This window comes from Vibrio sp. 10N.286.55.E10, assembly GCF_002872555.1.
Classification (GTDB): domain Bacteria; phylum Pseudomonadota; class Gammaproteobacteria; order Enterobacterales; family Vibrionaceae; genus Vibrio; species Vibrio crassostreae.
This window is the reverse complement of the sequence record NZ_MCSD01000010.1, coordinates 118,494-135,959: the sequence shown is the minus strand read 5'-3', so window position 1 is coordinate 135,959 and position 17,466 is coordinate 118,494. Positions and strand designations below refer to the sequence as shown.

At 44.2% G+C, this 17,466-nt stretch carries 18 protein-coding genes; 8 read left to right on the top strand and 10 right to left on the bottom strand.

Annotation, left to right across the window (positions count from 1 at the left end; translation table 11 throughout):
* Positions 1-83: 83 nt before the first annotated feature.
* Together BCV39_RS08005 and pepT are read right to left on the bottom strand one after the other, a co-directional pair.
* A complete protein-coding gene (locus tag BCV39_RS08005) occupies positions 84-551 on the bottom strand; it encodes a DM13 domain-containing protein (protein WP_048662340.1) in 468 nt (155 codons plus the stop codon).
* Between the two features lie 76 nt (positions 552-627).
* The gene (gene pepT / locus BCV39_RS08000; RefSeq protein ID WP_102433107.1) at positions 628-1,860 is read right to left on the bottom strand and encodes a peptidase T; all 1,233 of its coding nucleotides are present in this window, start codon (positions 1,858-1,860) and stop codon (positions 628-630) included.
* A 350-nt stretch (positions 1,861-2,210) separates the two neighbouring features.
* On the opposite strand from pepT, the gene BCV39_RS23145 reads away from it, so the two are divergent.
* The 3 genes from BCV39_RS23145 (at position 2,211) to BCV39_RS07990 (ending at position 4,669) form a co-directional block, all read left to right on the top strand.
* Complete coding sequence (locus BCV39_RS23145) at positions 2,211-2,354, top strand: hypothetical protein (RefSeq protein ID WP_162884312.1); 144 nt, start codon at positions 2,211-2,213, stop codon at positions 2,352-2,354.
* A 343-nt stretch (positions 2,355-2,697) separates the two neighbouring features.
* Complete coding sequence (locus BCV39_RS07995) at positions 2,698-3,750, top strand: aldo/keto reductase (protein ID WP_102433106.1); 1,053 nt, start codon at positions 2,698-2,700, stop codon at positions 3,748-3,750.
* Positions 3,751-3,934: 184 nt separating this feature from the next.
* Entirely contained in the window at positions 3,935-4,669 is a 735-nt protein-coding gene (locus BCV39_RS07990) for an RNA methyltransferase (protein WP_102433105.1), read from the top strand.
* 97 nt (positions 4,670-4,766) lie between these two features.
* Here the strand turns inward: BCV39_RS07990 and fdxA are convergent, their stop codons facing one another.
* A complete protein-coding gene (gene fdxA, locus BCV39_RS07985) occupies positions 4,767-5,090 on the bottom strand; it encodes a ferredoxin FdxA (protein ID WP_010431058.1) in 324 nt (107 codons plus the stop codon).
* A 254-nt stretch (positions 5,091-5,344) separates the two neighbouring features.
* Here fdxA and BCV39_RS07980 point away from each other — a divergent pair, with 254 nt between their 5' ends.
* The 4 genes from BCV39_RS07980 to BCV39_RS07965 all read left to right on the top strand — a co-directional run bounded on the left by BCV39_RS07980 (position 5,345) and on the right by BCV39_RS07965 (position 9,581).
* A complete protein-coding gene (locus BCV39_RS07980; protein ID WP_102433104.1) occupies positions 5,345-6,976 on the top strand; it encodes an NAD(P)/FAD-dependent oxidoreductase in 1,632 nt (543 codons plus the stop codon).
* A gap of 193 nt (positions 6,977-7,169) precedes the next feature.
* A complete protein-coding gene (locus tag BCV39_RS07975; protein WP_048661141.1) occupies positions 7,170-8,375 on the top strand; it encodes a DEAD/DEAH box helicase in 1,206 nt (401 codons plus the stop codon).
* A 111-nt stretch (positions 8,376-8,486) separates the two neighbouring features.
* Positions 8,487-8,891 (top strand): DUF296 domain-containing protein, encoded by a 405-nt coding sequence (locus BCV39_RS07970; protein WP_055319356.1) that lies wholly within the window; start codon positions 8,487-8,489, stop codon positions 8,889-8,891.
* Positions 8,892-8,957: 66 nt separating this feature from the next.
* Entirely contained in the window at positions 8,958-9,581 is a 624-nt protein-coding gene (locus BCV39_RS07965; protein WP_102433103.1) for a 3'-5' exonuclease, read from the top strand.
* Positions 9,582-9,666: 85 nt separating this feature from the next.
* Here BCV39_RS07965 and BCV39_RS07960 read toward each other — a convergent pair whose 3' ends face one another.
* Positions 9,667-10,503, bottom strand: a complete 837-nt coding sequence (locus tag BCV39_RS07960; RefSeq protein WP_102433102.1) for a DUF6279 family lipoprotein — start codon at positions 10,501-10,503, stop codon at positions 9,667-9,669.
* 283 nt (positions 10,504-10,786) lie between these two features.
* Between BCV39_RS07960 and BCV39_RS07955 the strand changes: the two genes are divergently transcribed.
* A complete protein-coding gene (locus tag BCV39_RS07955) occupies positions 10,787-10,960 on the top strand; it encodes a hypothetical protein (protein WP_055319358.1) in 174 nt (57 codons plus the stop codon).
* Between the two features lie 140 nt (positions 10,961-11,100).
* Here the strand turns inward: BCV39_RS07955 and dbpA are convergent, their stop codons facing one another.
* From dbpA to BCV39_RS07925, 6 genes are all read right to left on the bottom strand, one after another.
* Positions 11,101-12,480, bottom strand: a complete 1,380-nt coding sequence (gene dbpA, locus BCV39_RS07950) for an ATP-dependent RNA helicase DbpA (RefSeq protein WP_017064348.1) — start codon at positions 12,478-12,480, stop codon at positions 11,101-11,103.
* Positions 12,481-12,628: 148 nt separating this feature from the next.
* Entirely contained in the window at positions 12,629-13,537 is a 909-nt protein-coding gene (locus BCV39_RS07945; protein WP_102433101.1) for an aldo/keto reductase family oxidoreductase, read from the bottom strand.
* A 217-nt stretch (positions 13,538-13,754) separates the two neighbouring features.
* The gene (locus BCV39_RS07940; RefSeq protein WP_102433100.1) at positions 13,755-14,342 is read right to left on the bottom strand and encodes a hypothetical protein; all 588 of its coding nucleotides are present in this window, start codon (positions 14,340-14,342) and stop codon (positions 13,755-13,757) included.
* 211 nt (positions 14,343-14,553) lie between these two features.
* Positions 14,554-15,498, bottom strand: coding sequence for a substrate-binding domain-containing protein (locus BCV39_RS07935; protein ID WP_102433099.1), 945 nt, complete (start codon positions 15,496-15,498; stop codon positions 14,554-14,556).
* On the bottom strand, positions 15,498-16,136 hold the full coding sequence (locus tag BCV39_RS07930; RefSeq protein ID WP_102433098.1) for an OmpA family protein: 639 nt from the start codon (positions 16,134-16,136) through the stop codon (positions 15,498-15,500). Before BCV39_RS07930 ends, BCV39_RS07935 begins: the two co-directional genes overlap by 1 nt.
* Complete coding sequence (locus BCV39_RS07925; protein WP_102433097.1) at positions 16,136-17,449, bottom strand: TolC family outer membrane protein; 1,314 nt, start codon at positions 17,447-17,449, stop codon at positions 16,136-16,138. Before BCV39_RS07925 ends, BCV39_RS07930 begins: the two co-directional genes overlap by 1 nt.
* Between the last annotated feature and the right edge of the window lie 17 nt (positions 17,450-17,466).

Genomic DNA, 17,466 nt, shown 5'->3' with positions numbered 1-17,466 from the left:
AAAGCCGCTAATATCAGTGCTATGAAAAAGCGCTCAACTCCTGAGCGCTCGTGTTCATTCTGATATTAACCTAGCTAAGGCTATCATTTTATCTTGGCTGAAGTAATAAATTGACCAAAAGTTTCACACCAAATCACAACGGTATTAAATCGATTAAGATCAGTGCCTTCGGGAAGAGCAACCATAAAACGGTCGAATGTTTTCACATCTCCGACTCTCAGTAACTCGTTCTTGCTGTCATTGAAAGCTTGCTCGGTTTCAATAAACTTAGGCGAGAGGTAAACCTTGTAATCAGGTCCCGGCGCCAACTCACCTTCAAAAGCTATCGCACTTTCAGACACAGATACGATGCCCTCGCCCCAATGTAAGAAATCACTGTCTTGGCGATCTTTGCTGAACTTGCCCGTATAAATAGCCTGTTGTGAGACCGCTTCAACTGAACTCGAAGATGGGGAATCAGGTTCAATCAAGATAGGTAATGAATAGACACCAAGCCCAAAACCAAAAGCACCCACGGCTATGTGGGTGCAAAGTAAAACTAACTTTTTCATCGCGTACTCCCTTATGCTTAAAGAGAGTATTATTGAATACTCTCAAAAATACAAAGAGATATAACGCTCTGATGTTCTATTTTTGGTAATGCGTCGCTGTACGTTGAGACAATTCGACAATCACTTTTACCGCTTGCTCCATGCCTTGAATGGTAATGAACTCATGAATACCGTGGAAGTTGTAGCCACCAGTAAAGATATTCGGACATGGTAGCCCCATGAACGATAGGCGAGCACCATCTGTACCACCTCGGATAGGCTTGATCATTGGCTCAACATCGCACTCAATCATCGCTTGCTTTGCTAATTCAATAATATGTTGATGCGGTTCAACCATCTCCTTCATGTTGAAGTAGCTATCAGTTAACACCAACTCAACACGGCCTTTCTCAAGACGCTCATTCAACTCATCCACTTTCTGTTGCATGAATGCCTTACGCGCTTCTACACATTCACGTTCAAAATCACGGATGATGTAACCCAATTCAGAGCGAGCTACACCCATTTCAGCCGACTTCAGGTGGTAAAAGCCTTCATAACCTTCTGTGCACTCTGGTGTTTCTTGCGCAGGCATCATCAATTGGAATTGCGCCGCAATATTCATCGAGTTCACCATTTTACCTTTTGCGGTACCCGGGTGAACGTTGACGCCATGGCAAATAACGTCAGCACTTGTGGCATTGAAGTTCTCAAATTCCAACTCCCCTACTGGACCACCATCGATGGTGTACGCCCACTCGGCACCAAACTTTTCAACGTCAAACAGGTTCGCCCCGCGGCCAATCTCTTCATCCGGTGTGAAACCAATGCAGATGTCGCCGTGTTTGATGTATGGATTCGCTCTCAGGTAAGCAATCGCGCTGATGATTTCAGCGATGCCCGCTTTGTTGTCGGCACCAAGCAAAGTCGTGCCGTCAGTCGTAATAAGGTCGTGACCATGTAAAGAATCAAGGTCTGGGTATTGGCTTGGGCTCAAACTCTCGCCACTTTCACCTAATTCAATCGTTCCACCTCGGTAATCTTTAATCACTTGTGGTTTCACGTTGGTACCTGATGCGTCAGGAGCGGTATCCATGTGTGCGACAAAGCCAATCGCAGGTACTGGGTAGTCGACGTTCGACGGCAGTTTCGCCATCAAATATCCATTTTCATCTAAAGAGACATCAACTAACTCTAATGCGATCAATTCTGACTTTAAGGCTTCAGCAAAGGTGATTTGACCCGGTGAACTTGGGCATTGCTGGTTAGAAGGATCGGATTTGGTATCAAAAGTAACGTAATTCAGAAAACGTTCTACTAGCTTTTCCATAATTCATCTCACCATGGATTAAGTAATTAATTTACTGACTTAATATGTAATATAGATAAGTAATTTATTGTTAGAGAATTACCTATGCTAAGTCAGTAGCGAGGTTTTTCATCTTACGCCCCTGACCATCTATGTATTTGCTCTAAATCATTATTGTGTGAAATTAGATAGGCTTCCTATACTTGAAAACAGAGGGTTTCGTCAGTTCCAATATTGCATACGGATGATAAGCGGTCGCTTTGTACGCATTCTACGCCCTTCGCTCTCAGCCTAAAAAAAGTACAAAGTGGATGATGATCACAGTTTATCCTTGATGCAGAATCTGTCATACGTTACACGGAGATATAGTTATGACGATTAATAAATATTTCATTTTCTATCCTCAAGCCTCTGAGGAAACACTTCAGCCAGTATTAACTGAGAAAGAAGTTCAAAGGCAGGAAGCTCTAAAGCAGGCGCAGACCCAAGGTGGGTTCGATACAAACGCAGCCTAGTAACTGAATGGATCTCTAGTACCATTAAGACCCCTATAAAAACGCTCTACTCACTATCCGGTAGAGCTTTTTTATTTCTAATGCAGTACTCATTATTCGGCGTTCGAATGCGCTAAAACTGTGGTTACATTACCTTTTCCACTAATCCCTTCTTGCATACCATTTTCACAACTAATGCTTGCTGATCACAGCGCTGAGAAATGACTCATTAAAGTACCTCAAGCCATACCTTGTCTTACCATTTTGTGCTAATAATTCATATTCGTTTTCATTCCTCACTCGCCCTCTTTTCAAAACTATAATGCGAGTACCAGAGAACCCAACAACAGGAATCCTGAATTCAATGGAATATTCAAAGTTAGGAAGTAGTCAAATTCCCGTTTCCCGAATCTGTCTTGGTAGCATGACTTGGGGGCTGCAAAATACGCAACAGCAAGCCGACCAACAGATCGAATACGCACTAAGCCAAGGTATTAACTTTATTGATACGGCAGAAATGTACGCGGTTCCGCCTTCTCCAGATACCTATGGCAAAACCGAAGCGATTATCGGTAACTGGTTGTCACGCAATCCACAGCGTCGCCAAGAGTTGATCATTGCCAGTAAGATTGCTGGTCCTGGATTGCCTTGGGTTCGTAACGGTGGCCCTATCACAGGTGAAGCGGTGATCGCCGCTGTTGATGCATCACTAAAGCGCTTGCAAACGGATTACATCGATCTGTACCAACTTCACTGGCCAAATCGCACAACACCTCACTTCGGTAAACATTTCCCTAATCAGATTCGTTTTAGCGACATCGACCGACAACAGCATGAAGCTGAGATGTTGGAGATCCTTCAAGCATTAGCGAGTTGCATTAAGTTGGGTAAGATTCGTCATGTAGGCCTTTCTGATGACACCACTTGGGGCATTAACACGTACCTTAAGCTGAGTGAGATGCACGATTTGCCACGCATGGTCTCTATTCAGAATGAATTTAGCCTACTGCACGCAAAAGACTGGCCATATCTGATTGAGAACTGTGTGCATGAAGATGTCGCTTACCTGCCATGGTCGCCTTTGGCTGCAGGCATGTTGAGTGGAAAGTACATCGATGGCGCAAGACCAGAAGGCAGTCGTTGGACTTACATGCAGCGCAAAGGCATTTTCCGTGACACAGAATCTGCCAACGAAGCGGTTAAAGGCTATGTTGAAGTGGCAAATGATCACGGGTTCACTCCGAGCCAGCTGGCATTGGCTTGGTGTAATCAAGTTGATGGGGTGACTTCCACCATCATTGGTGCAACCACTATGGAGCAGCTAAAAGAGAACGTAGCCGCATTCAGCAAACCGCTGTCAGAAGAGATCCTGACTGATATCAATACCGTCTTTAAGCGCTATCCTGTGCCGTATTGATCTTTGGTTGAGCTTTACCAGCTCTGTTCAGCTTGAGTAAATCCTATAAGAGCGCGCTATTTAGTGCGCTTTTGTTTTTTAAGTGGGTCGCTTTTGCTTTTTATATGGATAGCATTGAGTCATCACGCTTTTGGTTATCTAACCTTTGCTCTATAATGCGCGGGCTTATATCTAGGATAAAAACATGATTTCAAAAAACCAATTAAAACTCCTTCGTGCTTTGGGCCAAAAGAAACAACGTAAAGCCCACGGCCTGTTTCTAGTTCAAGGTGAAAAGAACGTTCTTGAGCTGTTCAATAGTGACTTAGTCGTGAAGAACGTCTTTGCTACCGCTGATTTCTTATCTGAAAATCACGCTTCACTGATTGAGTTTGATTGTGTTGAAGCCTCGCAGGATGATCTAACCAAAGCGAGTACTTTGGTCAGTAACAATGCGGCAATTGCCGTGGTTGAGATTCCAAAGGTTGAATTACCGGAAGCGACAGGTTTGATGATCGCGCTTGATGGCGTATCTGACCCGGGCAACCTAGGTACGATCATTCGCGTAGCAGACTGGTATGGTATCAAGCATATTGTCGCGAGCAGCGATTGCGCAGACCCATACAACCCTAAAACGATCAGCGCGACTATGGGTAGCTTTGGCCGAGTACACGTAAGCCAAACGGACTTACCTGCTTACTTAGAGCAAGCGAACCTGCCGGTTTACGGCGCGTTTTTAGAAGGTGAAAGTGTTCATAAGACTGATTTCACTGCCAACGGCATTTTGCTGATGGGTAGCGAGTCTCACGGTATCCGTGAACATGCGGCTAAATTCGTGACAGACAAGATTACGATTCCAGCATTCGGTGGCGCAGAATCTTTAAACGTGGCGATGGCGACAGGTATCATCCTCGATAACATGCGTCGTCAGCATAGCTAGATCTCATAAGCTAGCAATCCAGTCGACAGCGTTCAAATATTAAAAAAGGCGTATTGATTAAATCAGTACGCCTTTTTATTTGAGTTCTTTTTAGCAATTACTTTTCTAGCATTGCCAACTTGTCAGCAACACCATTCCACTTTTCAGCGTCATCCATTGGTGCTTTTACTTCCGTTTGCACAGGCCAAATCTCAGCGAGCTCTGCGTTCACTTCAATGAAGATCTTTTGGTCTTCTGGTAACTCATCTTCTTGGAAGATCGCTTGAGCATCACATTCAGGTACACACAAGCCACAATCAATACATTCGATTGGGTTGATTACCATGAAATTTGGGCCTTCATGGAACGCATCTGCGGGGCACACGGCCACACAGTCTGTGTATTTACATTGAATACAATTATCGCCTACGACAAATGCCATGATGCTCTGCTCTATAAGTTAGTCAAAATTGAAGAATGGGGATAATACTCATCCCAAAGCAAAATTCAACATCATACGGCTCTAATATTGTGTCTATTTGCTCCATGTTTCCAAATTAGTATGACAGATAAATCAATTTCTCGTAAAATGCGCGCCATTGTGAGCTTATCGTTTCTTTGAGCATCAGCGTTTTCATCAAACTCTGTACTAATAAACGATCTAGCTAAGACACCTATAAAAAACGAGACATCGAAATGATACGTTTAACCGAAATTAAACTCCCACTAGACCATGAAGAGTCTGCTATTCAAGACGCTATTGAAGCGAAACTTAGTATTAACTCTGATCAGGTACTCTCTTTTAATATCTTTAAACGTGGCTACGATGCTCGTAAGAAATCAAAGATCTTACTTATCTACACGCTTGATGTTCTCGTTGAAAACGAAGCTGAGTTGTTAGAACAATTCATCAGCGACCCGCACGTAAAAGTGACTCCTGATATGGAGTACAAGTTTGTTGCTAAAGCGGTTGAGAACCAAACTGAGCGCCCTGTGGTTATCGGTTTTGGCCCTTGTGGTCTGTTCGCTGGCCTAGTACTTGCTCAAATGGGCTTCAACCCAATCATTGTTGAGCGTGGTAAAGAAGTTCGTGAACGTACGAAAGATACCTTTGGTTTCTGGCGTAAGCGCACTCTAAACACTGAATCAAACGTGCAGTTTGGTGAAGGCGGCGCAGGTACCTTCTCTGACGGTAAGCTATACAGCCAAGTGAAAGATCCAAAACACTACGGCCGTAAAGTAATCGAAGAGTTCGTTGCAGCTGGCGCACCAGAAGAAATTCTATACGTAAGCAAGCCGCACATCGGTACCTTCAAACTGGTTACCATGATCGAAAAGATGCGTGCTTCTATCATTGAACTAGGTGGCGAAATCCGCTTCAGCACTCGTGTAGACGACGTTCACATGGAAGACGGTCAAATCACTGGCCTAACGCTTTCTAACGGTGAAGAGATCAAATCTCGTCACGTGGTATTGGCTGTTGGCCACAGTGCTCGTGACACGTTTGAAATGCTGTACGATCGTGGCGTTTACATGGAAGCGAAGCCTTTCTCTGTTGGTTTCCGTATCGAACACAAGCAATCGATGATCGATGAAGCTCGTTTCGGTAAGAACGCAGGCAACCCAATCCTAGGTGCTGCGGACTACAAACTCGTTCACCACTGTAAGAATGGCCGCACTGTGTACAGCTTCTGTATGTGCCCAGGTGGCACTGTAGTAGCTGCAACATCTGAAGAAGGTCGCGTAGTAACTAACGGCATGAGCCAATACTCTCGTGCAGAACGTAACGCAAACAGCGCAATCGTTGTAGGTATCGACCCAGAACGTGATTACCCAGGTGATGCACTGGCTGGTATCCGTTTACAGCGAGAACTAGAAAGCGGTGCTTATGTTCTTGGTGGCGAAAACTACGATGCACCAGCACAGAAAATCGGTGACTTCCTGAAAGGTCGCGATCCAAGTGCAATCGGTGAAGTACAACCGTCTTTCACGCCGGGTATCCACCTAACAGACATTTCAAAAGCGCTGCCTGATTTTGCTATCGAAGCGATTCGTGAAGCAATCCCAGCGTTCGAGAAGAAGATCAAAGGTTTCTCTACGCCAGACGGCCTACTAACCGGTGTTGAGACTCGTACCTCTTCTCCTGTATGCATCAAACGTGGCAAAGACTTCCAAAGCATCAACTTAAAGGGCTTCTTCCCTGCAGGTGAAGGTGCGGGCTACGCAGGCGGTATCCTTTCTGCTGGTATTGATGGGATTAAGGCTGCAGAAGCGCTAGCACTATCAATGGTAGAGCTGAACCAAGCTGAGAAGATTGAGATCGCTTAAGCATTTTCAATAAAGCAAAGCTAGATCGCAATCAACCAAAACTAAAATCCAGTGTCTTGTCGACACTGGATTTTTTATTGCATGTGACTAGCAGTACACAAGCAACATGGTAGAATGCCGCCATTAATCTTATCCTTGTATAAGATTGTTAAACCTTTCCATCGCTATTTAGCCAAATCATACCGAGAAACTTATGCCATTTTCCAAGCTTGGATTAAGCTCACCTATTGTTAAAGCCGTTGCAAAACAAGGCTATGAAAAGCCAACCTCTATTCAAGAAAAAGCAATTCCGATTGTACTTTCTGGTAAGAACCTTATTGCGGCAGCACAAACGGGTACAGGTAAAACTGCGAGCTTTGTTCTCCCTATCTTAGAAATGCTAAGCAAAGGTGAAACGCAGCGTAAAAAACGTATTCGCGCCGTGATTCTTACACCGACTCGTGAGCTGGCTGTTCAGGTTGAACAGAACATCACTAAGTACGCTAAGTTCCTAAACCTAACTTCATTAGCGATGTACGGTGGCGTGTCTTACCAACATCAAAAAGATCGTCTGATTGAAGGTGTTGATATTCTGGTTGCAACTCCAGGTCGTTTGATCGACATGTACGGACAACGTGCCGTTCACTTTGATGAAGTTGAAGTATTGGTTCTTGATGAAGCAGACCGCATGCTAGACATGGGTTTCATTGAAGACATCAACAAGATCATTGCGCGTTTACCACAAGACATCCAAAACCTACTGTTCTCGGCAACGCTTTCAACGCCAGTTCGTGCGCTAGCGAAAAGTGCTATCAGTGAAGCGGAAGAGATTTCAATTGCGAAAACTGACGCGTCTAAAGCGAACATTGAGCAATGGTTGGTAACGGTAGATAAAGACCGTAAGTCAGCACTATTGAGCCACATGATTACCGAAGGTAATTGGGATCAAGCGCTTATCTTTATCGAAACTAAACATGGCGCGGCTAAGTTAGTGGCTCAACTTGAAAAGCGTGGCATTCAGGCAGAAGCTTTCCACAGTGGACGCAGCCAAGCGATCCGTGAAAAGATCTTGGCTGACTTCAAGAAAGGTCGTCTAAAGTACTTGGTAGCGACTGGCGTTGCTGCTCGTGGTATCGATATCGACAACCTAAGCCGCGTGGTAAACTACGACATGCCTTTCCCTGCTGATGACTATGTTCACCGTATTGGTCGTACAGGCCGTGCTGATGCGTCTGGCGAAGCGATCTCTTTCCTATCGAAAGATAACTTCAAGAACCTGTGCATTATTGAAAAGCGTCTCGGTCACTTGATTGAACGTCGCGTTGTTGAAGGTTTCGAACCACGCAAAGAAGTACCAATTTCAGTATTGAACTTCGTTCCTAAGAAGAAAAGAGAACAGCAAGAGAAAGAAGGCAAGTAACTATCAAAGCTTAACTAGCAGCGATAACGTGTTAGCCGGCGTATTACTTAAACGAAGCCCTCTGTGGCTTCGTTTTGTTCTTTGATACACAGATAAAACAGAGGTATTGAGATGATTACTCCTATCGCAACGAGATTAACCCGAGGCCAAGACCTAAAGCTTGAGATCCAGAGGCTAGTGACAGCACACAATATCTCCGCGGGCTCTATTGCGTCTTGTGTAGGATGTGTTTCTCAACTCAATATTCGCTTAGCTAATGCCAACAACACCAAGCTAGTTCAAGCTCCGTTCGAAATCGTATCTGTGATGGCAACGTTAACGCCTAACCATCAGCACGTTCATATATCCGTTGCTGATGAGAATGGCGATGTGATTGGCGGGCATCTGCTGGAGGGAACGATTATCGCCACCACCGCTGAATTGATTGTTCACCGTTACGATACTTTGACCTTCCACAGAGAGCATGATGATTCGACGGGTTACACTGAGCTCACTATCAGCAGCAATAATCAATAACTTATTAATAGCAGCACCAAACGCCTCATATAAAACGATACCACCCAATAGCAATTAGGAAACACGATGGCTACACACTCCGCAGACTCCGTTATCGTTCTCGATTTCGAAACCACAGGCTTATCACCAAATATGGGTGACCGAGCGATTGAAATCGGTGCGGTGAAACTCGTTAATGGCGAAGTCGTCGACACCTTCCAACAACTCATGAACCCAGGGTTTCGTGTCAGTGGATTCATTGAAGGCTATACCGGAATCAGTAACCGCATGTTAAGCACAGCGGCCAGTTGCAGTGAAGTGATGGATGAATTTGCAGACTTCATTCAAGACAGCCAACTTGTCGCTCACAATGCCTCATTTGATAAACGCTTTCTTGATGCAGAGTTAGATAACATTGGTCGTGATTACAATGGACAATTTGCCTGCTCAATGCTGATTGCTCGCCGCCTAATCCAAGACGCACCGACTCATAAGCTAGGCGACCTTGTGCGTTTCAAGAATATCGACAACGACGGCACCTTCCACAGAGCGTTAGCCGATTCAGAAATGACAGCTAGACTGTGGTTATTGATGATTGATGAGCTGCAAAGCGACCACGGTATTCAGCAACCAAGCTTTCAACTGATGCAAAAAATATCGAAGACAGCGAAAGGCTCTATTCCAAAGTTGCTGATGAGTAATCGAGGTTAAAATCCTTACCATACGATAATGTTTGAAAGGCTGATTGGTTTAACACAATCAGCCTTTTTAGTTATTAACGAAGCTTACTCGTGCCCTACTCCTGCAGTGTCACTAGCGTTGACTTGAGACTGTCTAATTCATTCAGGAAATAAGACCATTGCTTATCACTACTGATTGCGGCGATATCCACCAAAAATTTGGCTGATGTCTGCATATTCTTATTAAGCTCAGATTCCAATTCGTCTGGATAATAAGCTTCGTTATTCATAAGCAAGTTCATAATAATTGGCTGAGCGATATGTAGATCACTCTTCTTTTCCATCAGTGTTGTGAGATCTTGGTAGGTATTATTTTGATATTGGCGCCAGTTATCGTTGGTGTTTACCCACTCTTGAGACCAAGTATAAATAATCTGCTTTTGTTGTTTCGACACCGATCCTAGCCATCGCTCTAGTCTCTCTTCTATGCGATTTCGATATCGCTCTCTGGAGTCTTCGTCATTCAACGACAATCTTTCTTCGTAATAGTGTTGCTGTTTTTCTCTAAAGTTTTTTAAGAACTCGCTATCTTGCTTAGGGCTAAGTTGCATACTTAACGCGTAAACATCGGGTGCAAACTTATTAACGATCGCACGAATATGATTCTTAATTTGCTCACTTTGGTCGACGATAAACGCAGAATTCATATCGGCACGAGCAATACTTTGAATCGCTTCTAATTGAGAAATATACTGAGGAAGTTGAGTTTCTTTATGCCAAGCTTGCAATGAGTCTAAACGGGCTTCTAACTCGGACTCTTGGTTATTGGATAACGAAACAAAGTCCTCGATATAGCTGACCGCAAACCAACTGATATTGTTATAGGCGAATTTCGTCCCACACCCAGCAAATAGAAAGCACACCAATGTCACTAACCAACGGCATTTTCTCATTTCACCCTCTCACAACCCTTTACTGATCAGCGAACCTGTAAACAGATTTATCAGATTCACCCTTGATCTTATAACATTAGCTATAAAAGCAGCTGATCGTAAAAACTTTCAGATAAATTGAGACTTCACCTTGCTAAACCGTCTATTTAGGCAAATGATTAAACTAAAAATAATTAACGGCAGTGATATAACTTGATTTTTATTACTCATTTGACCTAATACGAACTCTATAAAAGAAACGGGGTAGCGTGTTTTCAAATGATTGATATTTGGGAGGCAAGCTATGGCCGCTATTCCTGAGCACCCAAGCGATTTAGAATATGAGCTTTGTTATTTTGACGATGGTTCAATAACCACAATTACGATATTCGTTCACAATCGACAGGAAGCGATGAATTGGTATATTAACGAAGGAAAACATATCAACGATCTTTATTCGATAAGACCCGATGAATAATGCTTTGATATAGAGGACTAGGTCGATAAACCTAAACAAAGAAACTTGAGTGGCATTTTGTGGAACACCCTTTACTGCAATGTCATTAGTTAGCAATATCATTAATTAGACATATCGCAGCAAAGGGGTTCAATCTCGAATTACTTCAAGATTCGGGCGCGGAATTGACGACCCTTCATTTTACCTGATTCGATCTTGTTCAGTGCTTTCTTAGCGACAGAGCGTTCTACAGCAACGTAAGCGCGCATTGCGAACAAGTTGATCTTACCTACTGATTTACCATCAATACCACCTTGACCAGTCAATGCACCAAGAATATCACCTGCACGAAGCTTAGCTTTCTTACCGCCATCAATCTGAATGGTTACCATGTTTGAGTAGTACGGCTTAGCAATGGGTTTTGCTGGAAGCTCAGATGGCTCAATCGGCATATCCATGTACTCATCAATTTGAGCAACACGGTACATCTCTTTCTCACTAAAGAAGCTGATAGCAACGCCCTTGCTTCCTGCACGGCCAGTACGACCAATGCGGTGTACGTGAACTTCAGGGTCACGAGACAATTCAAAGTTGAATACAGCATCTAGGTTATCAACATCAAGACCACGAGCCGCAACGTCTGTCGCCACTAGAATCGAGATGGTTTTATTTGAGAACTGAACCAAAGCTTGGTCACGTTCACGCTGTTCCATGTCGCCATGAAGTTCGATAACACTGAAACCACGGTGGCTTAGCTCATCGTTTACGTTCTGCACTTCTTTCTTAGTGTTACAGAACACAACCGCAGATTCCGGTTGGTGATGAAGTAGCAGCAACTCTAGAGCATCATCACGAGCTTCAGAACCTTCTAGCTTGTAGAAGTGTTGCTGGATGCTTGAGTGGTCGTGCGTTGACTCAACCTTCACCATTTCTGGGTTGCGCATAATGCGGTCTGCAACAGATTTGATCTGTTTGGGGAAAGTTGCACTGAATAGCAGAGTTTGGCGTTCTTTTGGCGCCGCTTCAATCACTGCGTCCAAAGCGTCTTGAAAACCCATCTCTAGCATGCGATCCGCTTCATCTAACACAAGTGTGTTCAGCTCAGACAGGTCAATACGGCCTTTCTCTAGGTGGTCAAGAATACGACCAGGAGTGCCCACAAGAATGTGTGCGCCATGCTCTAATGAACCAATCTGTGGGCCCATTGGCATACCGCCACATAGTGTCAGCACTTTAATATTGTGAATACCACGAGCAAGAGTACGGATCTCTTTTGCTACTTGGTCTGCAAGCTCACGAGTCGGACATAACACTAAAGACTGAACACGGAAACGCTTAACGCGTAGGTTCTGCAGCACGCCTAAACCAAAAGCAGCTGTTTTACCTGAACCCGTTTTACCCTGACCGATAACGTCCTTGCCATTTAGGATAGTAGGAAGACTTAACGCTTGGATCGGCGTCATTTCAGTATAACCAAGAGAATCTAACGTATTTAGAAGCTCTGGTTTAAGGGCGATTGAAGAGAATTTTGAAGTGCTCAATGGAAATATCCAACTGGTGAAAAACAGAGTGCATTATGAGTGTTTTTGAAAATTATTCCACCTTAATCACAGTTTTGAAGAAATAGGTTAGGCGAACACAAAAAAGCCAGCTTTGTTAGCTGGCTTTTACTTCTATAAGAATTGCTTTCTATGGCACACCGTGACCTTTAGATGCAACCCATACGCGGTACCACTGCTCGCGAGTCAGTTCAATTTTCAGTGCATCAACAGCTGTCTTAACGCGCTCAATCTTACCAGAGCCAATAATGGCAATTGGATTAGACGGTAAACGGCGAACCCAAGCGTAAATCACTTGATCAATACTGTCGGCCCCCACTTCTTGACGAATCGCTTCTAGCTCATCACGAACGCGAATCGCTTGCGCTGAATCGCCACTAAAGATGCTACCACCACCGAGACAAGACCACGCCATTGGGCGAATGCGGTTCATCTGCAGTTGATCTAACGTACCATCATGGGCAACTTCGAAGTTCAGTGGGTTAATTTCAACTTGGTTGGTGACGAGTGGCTTACCTAGGCGAGATTGAAGCAACTCGAACTGACGCGGTGAAAAGTTAGAAACACCAAAGTGCTTAACTTTACCGACTTTGTGTAATTCTGCGAACGCTTCTGCCACTTCATCCGCATCCATCAGTACATCTGGACGGTGAATAAGCAATACATCCAGTTCGGCTACACCTAAACGCTCTAGTGAGTTATTTACTGATTGGTAAATGTGGTGTGCGCTGGTGTCATAGTGATTGATCTTACGATCAGGAGTGTGGTCACCACACAAGTTGATATCGCACTTGGTGACAATTTGAATATCATCACGAAGGCTTGGCTCAAGCGCTAATGCTTCACCAAACAACTTTTCACATTGGTAGTTACCGTAGATATCCGCGTGATCAACAGTTGTGATGCCAAGATCAATGTGCTGCTTAAGGAAAGTCAGGCGTTGTTGCGGGGTCATGCCCCATTCAGCTGTACGCCAGTATCCTTGCACCAACTCAGAAAGTTCTGGGCCTTGTGGCGCTGTCGTTACTCTTGCAACCATGGGTTGTCTCCTTTATCAATACTGAACGTATCCTAAGCTCGTTTTGCCGAAGGCTCAACGTATAACAAATGGCAAAAGTAAACGCTTGCCAAAAATGTGAGAGCCACAGAAAAACGAACACTTAAATGAATAATAACTTGCTGTCTGCCCGTGAACCGTTATTCCAAAAGGCTTGTTCTCTCTAATGAATTACGAAAGCATCTATAAATTTGAGCAATTAAAAGCGATTTAGTTCAACCGTTAAGTTATCACCATCACTCTGTAACTGAACCCAAGGAGAAGACGAACTAGCAGATGATGAGTTAGGAACGTTCCATAAACTCACTTGATCAGATGAATGGTGTGGTGCATTAATAAATTCTACGAGCTGCTTATCTACCTCATCAAAACCAACGCCCTCACGTTTTGCGTGTTCGAGTTGAGCGACGACATCGAACTCATCTTCCCCAATACGAATTGAACTCAGAGCAAAGCCATCTTGACGAAGGTAAGCCTGAAGCTTGGTATAACTTAAGTTCGAATATGGCAAGGTTAAGCGAACCACTTCAATGCTTGATTCACCTAGCTCCAATTCAACATAAACATCCAGATCGTAATATTTGGTTTGGTCACTGCACAGCAGAGTACCTTCTACATCACCACAATCCATAAGATCGACATCGTTGATATAGTTTTGAGAACTTGGTTGATCTGAACTTGTGTTGAATACCGTTCGGAGCCACCAGCTTTCGGTTGCTTGCGTAGAAAATGCAATGGCATTCAAAACCAATAAAAAAGGTAGGATTAAGACAGGAAGAGTTCTCATTAATTGTGCTTATCTCGTGCGACATGAGGCGTTCATTATACGTGACCAATCAACAAACAAACGCCTGACCGACAAATTTTAGGCGAAAAAAAACGGGCATACATGCCCGCTAGATAAATTCTATCGCCGAATAACGTAATCCGTCACGTCGAGAACCATTACGGGACTAACAGTACCATCCCGACGATTTACATACAACACATCATACCAATTATTTATAGCCACCTTCTATTACAGGCTCTTCAAGCGATAGTCTTACTTTATTACGTTGAATGGCTTCTGGCGGCAAACTGATGAAGCCGTATTGGTTCAACACGCTTTGATGCTCTTCCGACAAAGTCAGTCCAACAAAGAACTTCTCTTGCTCAGTAAACCCTTTACGATGCGCTGGAATATTCAGGTACATGTAATAAACCGTGGCTAATGGGTAACGACCAGAGAGAATCGTCTCTTTGTTTAAGTCGTAGTTCACCCCAAGATTATCAACCACACTCAGCCATTTCACATCCGAGATTTGATCTGAGTAGACGGTGTAACCAATCGCGGCATCTTCGTCTTCAATCTTGTTAATCAGATCAGGTAAATCCGCTAAGAACTGAGTATGGGCATATTCTCCCTCCGTTCCACACTCGACCCAACTTGAAAAGGTGTTATGCCCCTTCAGGTTATGATCAATTGCGAAGGGCAGCATATGAGTATCTAGGCTTTCACCATTACGGATATCACTGCTTGGTGACCATTTGGGATGTTTAGGGTCGTTAGAACAACCAAACACATCGATAAGTTCGGCAACACTGATGGATGTTGCTGGGTTATTCTCATTCGCTAGAATCGCAATCACGTCAGCGGTAAACATCAGCTCTGTCGGTCTATAGCCGTAGCGCATGTCGAACCTAGCCATTTCTTTGTCAGTCCACTTTTTGGAAGTAATACCAACACGTGAGCGTTGCATGATCATCTGCTCTGGTACGCTGTCACTCAACAAGATCTCTAGGTCAATCTCTTGGCTCTTGAGTAAGTCTTCAACAAGACCCTGCATATTCGGCTCAATCGCGACCAAACCAATTTCACTGGCATCATTCGCAAACGTCGATGCCGAGAACAACATAGGTACAGCAGCAAGCAGTAAGCCCGGTTTATTAGATAGACGTTTCATTACTGGCCTCCTACTGGATCAATCGATGTCTTGGATTCCACATCGCTGTTACTGTCGAGCTGCATCTCTGAGGTGAAGATATTCCAAGATGGATTCACTTCCATGCTTTCTGTTTTTAACACTGCAATGGTCCTGCGCTTACGCTTATGAAGATGCTGAGTTAAGCTGGTTATCTGAGTAAATTCTTGTTCGAAAATTCGCTCACCATCGATGCCTCTGTCGATCAGTGCATCTCGAATCACGCCAGTCCTTTTCTTCGCCAGTGCCTTGTTATAAGTGTTTGTACCTTCTGAACTGGTATCGCCAACTAAAGTCACCGATGCATCTGGCTGTTCACCCAGTAAACGAACAAGTTCATTGAGTACCGCAGTATGTTCAGGTTTAAGGTCATGCTTATCGAAATCAAATGCCACGCTTAACACTTCAACATCTTCGACGATTTTCCAATTGGCACAGCCTTTAATGTCTACCGTCACGCCTTCTGGAGTATCAGCACAAAGATCGCGTTGGTTAATCACCCCATCACGGTCATCATCCGCTAGATCATCAATTTGATGGCGAGTCATTGTCGTGTCGGGCGTTTCTGCACAACCCATTAGCAAGATAGAACTAAGTAGCGCTAGTTTAAAATATCTCATTACTTGTTCTCCCCTTGCCACTCTTCTGGGTGTTCAACCCTTAATGCGTAGGTCAACATGCCCATCGCGTTCAGTACGCGGTATGCTGCTAACGTTTGATCATATTCTGTGCTGATGAAGTTTCTTCGAGCTAAGAACACTTCCACTTTTGCATCCAGCACATCCAATAGGCTTCGTCTGCCTACATTAAATTGTTGGATGTAACCCAGTTCTGCAATTTTGGCCGCGTCCACATTCTGTTGAAGTAGAGACTTTTGTTGTTCAAGCATCTTGTAGGCGTTCCAAGCAAGTTGGGTACCCTCTTTCACTTCACGCTCGGTTCTCACGCGAATCGCTCTTGCCTCTTCAACACGCCACGCTGACGACTCCACTCGAGAGTCGGTAGAGAAGCCGTTAAACAGATCATAATCCATGGTGAGCATGATTTTCGCGTCTTCATCAACACCACCCGGTGGGTTAGACACGTTGTCATTTTTATTAGCATGAAGTTCCAGTTTTACTTCTGGATAGTAATCACCTTTTTCTCTACGCATCTCTTTACGAGCGGCATCGATATCAAGCAAAGAGGCTTTGATTTCTGGGTGATTCTCGACAGCTTGTTCAAGTGCGACCTGTGCTGAGCTTGGTAATAGAGCGTAATCAAAACGGGGATAAACCAAGTTCACAGCAGGCTTGCCCACTAAACGTAGGTACTGAGTTTGCAAATCAAACAGGTTGTTCTGAGCTGCTATCAATGAAGATTGCGCCGTCGCAACACGAGCAGATATTTGAGCCAGATCCGAGTTACTACTCAGGCCTTTGCTCTTTTTGTCTTGGATGTCTTGATAGATTTCTTGGTGCTCTTTTACGTTACGCTTAGACAGTTCAAGCAGCGTCTCAGCTTTCAGAATTTCGAGGTAGTTTCTCACCACATCTAACGAAACATTTTCAGCACGTGAAATCAGGGTTAAACGTTCTGCTTCGGCTTCGAACGTGAGTCGGTCAACATTCGACGTTGTTTTAAAACCATCGAATAGTAACTGGGAAACTTTAACGCCGATTTCCGTTCGCGTTAGACCACGGTCATCGGTGTCGAGTTTGCTACCACTGTTATAACGCGTCTCTTCATAACCTGCCGCCGCGTACAAATTGACTTGCGGCATATACAAACCGCCTGCAGCGTCACCGTCTCTTATCACCGATTGGTATCGGGAGTACTGCGCCAAGATCTCTGGGCTATAGTCTATGGCAAAGGCCACGGACTCTTCCAATGAGGCTGCTTGAGACAGCCCGCTCATCAGTAAGCAAGAAGAGAGTAAGAATTTTGAATGCATTACACTTCCTTTTATAT